Here is a 2,283-nt window from a genome sequence, read left to right as displayed (position 1 = left end):
GGTGTCAGGTTTCGGGTGTCAGGAAAAACCACACGATGTTGCGTCTTCCTGAAACCTGAACACTGAAACCTGAAACCCAACGCCCAACGCCAAAGGGAGGATATCATGGCTTGCCCCCTTCCGTCTCCACACGCGCCAAGCCCAGGATGTCGACCGTCACCGTCGCCTCGACACCGGTCGTGTCGGTGAGCGAATAGCGATGCGGCCGGCAGGTTCCGTTGCTGCGGAAGCGGACCTCGCTGCCGGTTTCGGAAGCCCCCGCCTCCGCGTCGCGAACCCGCAATTCAGAAAGCGTGTCGGTATAGCCGAGAAACACGACCGTCACGTTTTCCAGTCGCCGCTCCACGGCCACGGCCTCGCCGAGGGAGGGAGGCGCGCCGTCCTCCGCCGCATCAGTCGCCGCTTCGTCCGCCGCATCGTCCGCAGGTGTGACGGGCAACTCGCCGCCCGCAGACGTGGCGGCGGCGTCGGCGGCGTCAACGGCGTCGACGGGCGCTGGCGCGTGGCCCGCGACATCGACGCGGATCAGCCCGTCCGCCGAGATGCGAAGCACGGTTTCGGTTTGGTTCAGCAGGGCCATGGTCCGCGCATAGCGGGTGAGTTGCGTCAGCACCCGCGCGGCTGCGGTCACGCGCGGGCCGCCCATCATCTGCATACGCGGGGCGAGCATCGTGACCAGGATGCCGATGATGGCCACCACCAGCAGCATCTCGATGAGCGTAAACCCGCGCGGATGGGAGGGGTGGGTCATGGTTCCGATTCGATAATGTCGATAGCTTCGATCATGTCGATAGTATCGACCCTTGCGAAATCCTCAATTCGTCAGGTCGTCCTCGGTGCCGACCTGCTTGTCGGGGCCGCCGGAGCGGAGCTCGAACTTGACCTTGCTCAGCTTCTTGTACTGGATGGGCTGGCCCCAGGAATCCGCGAGGCTGTTCTTGTCCAGCGGGGCCTCGACATCATCGCTGGGCGCAATCGTCAAATCGTCCAGGGTATTGGGCAGCTCGCTGTGACTCAGCCCGTACATCTGGATCGCCTGGCTGATCGTGGCGATCGTGCCGCGCGTGGTCTCCCGCCGCGCTACTTCGCCCTGCCCCCCGATCTTCAAGACGGCCATGGTCGCGAGAATGCCGATGATCGTGACGACCAGCAGCATCTCGATCAGTGTGAAACCCGCCCGGCGGGTGGTGTTGTGCGTGACGCTCATCTCATCCCTCCCTTTTTCAGCATTTCAGCATTTCAGCATTTCAGCTTTTCAGCTTTTCCCCTTACTTGATTCCCAGCGAACCGGTGGCCTGAAACACAGCCTCCAGAATACTGACGGCCACGAAGCCGACGACACCCGCGACGAGGACGATCAGCATCGGTTCGAGCGCGGCCGTGAAGAGCTTGATATTGCGGTCGAGCTCGGTCTCGAACCGCCGCCCGATGTGCTGCAGCGCCGAGGGCATATCGCCGGTCTGCTCGCCGATGGAGAGCATGTCGGTCATCACCTCGGGAAAGACCTTGCTCGCGGCCAGCGGGCCGGAGATCGTCGTGCCGTCGGTCACCCGCTCACGGGCGTGGGCCAGCTCGCGGGCGATCACCGCGTTGCCGACCGTGTTCTCGGTGATGCGCAGCGCATCCAGAATGTGGACGCCATTGGCGAGCAGCGTCTTCAGCGTGTGGGCGAAGTTGGCGAAGACGCCGTTGGCGACCACGCCCCGGATCAGCGGCGTGCGCAGCTTGATGCCGTCCCACCACAGGCGCCCCCCCCGAGTCTTGATGTATCGCGAGAACAGGACAGTGGCGAAAACGATCAGGATCCCGGTGAAAATCCCGTACCGGGTCACAAACTGGCTCATGCCCAGCAGCAGGCGGGTCGACGGGGGGAGCACCTGACCCATCTGCTGGAACATCCTGGTAAACTGCGGCACGATCTTGACCATGGCGAAGATCACGGTGATCAGTCCGAAAACCAGCACGATCACCGGATAGACCAGCGCGGCGAAGATCTTCTCGCGCATCGAGAGCATGCGCTCGTAATGCTCGACCAGCCGCTGCAGCACGTCGGCCAGCGCGCCGCTGGCCTCGCCCGCGCGGATCATGTTGCTGTACAGCGACGGAAAGCTGTCGGCGTGGGCCGCCAGCGCGTCGGAAAACGACTCGCCACGGATGATCCGGTCGCGCAGGTCGGCGGCGATCCGCCCGCCCGCCGATTCCTTGCCGTGCGACGCGAGGCAGTTGAGCGCCGACCCCAGCGGCATGCCCGCCGCCAGCAGGTCGCCCAGCTCCTCGGAGAAC

General features: G+C 64.4%; 3 protein-coding genes. All 3 read right to left on the bottom strand.

Going from position 1 to position 2,283, the window contains the following annotated elements:
• Nucleotides 1-103: 103 nt before the first annotated feature.
• Nucleotides 104-751, bottom strand: a complete 648-nt coding sequence (locus FJ222_12685) for a type II secretion system protein (protein ID MBM4165277.1) — start codon at nt 749-751, stop codon at nt 104-106.
• A gap of 63 nt (nt 752-814) precedes the next feature.
• Nucleotides 815-1,207 (bottom strand): prepilin-type N-terminal cleavage/methylation domain-containing protein, encoded by a 393-nt coding sequence (locus FJ222_12680; protein ID MBM4165276.1) that lies wholly within the window; start codon nt 1,205-1,207, stop codon nt 815-817.
• A gap of 61 nt (nt 1,208-1,268) precedes the next feature.
• A partial coding sequence (locus FJ222_12675) for a type II secretion system F family protein (protein MBM4165275.1) occupies nt 1,269-2,283 on the bottom strand: 1,015 nt, incomplete at its 5' end.

The organism is Lentisphaerota bacterium (assembly GCA_016873675.1).
Lineage (GTDB): Bacteria > Verrucomicrobiota > Kiritimatiellia > RFP12 > JAAYNR01 > VGWG01.
Note: the sequence above shows the minus strand (reverse complement) of the source record. Positions and strands in the feature narration are given on the sequence as shown.

Bases quoted from the DNA above. Each gene is read 5' to 3' on its own strand.
- FJ222_12685 (MBM4165277.1), bottom strand. From the start codon at position 751: ATGACCCACCCCTCCCATCCGCGCGGGTTTACGCTCATCGAGATGCTG.
- FJ222_12680 (MBM4165276.1), bottom strand. From the start codon at position 1,207: ATGAGCGTCACGCACAACACCACCCGCCGGGCGGGTTTCACACTGATC.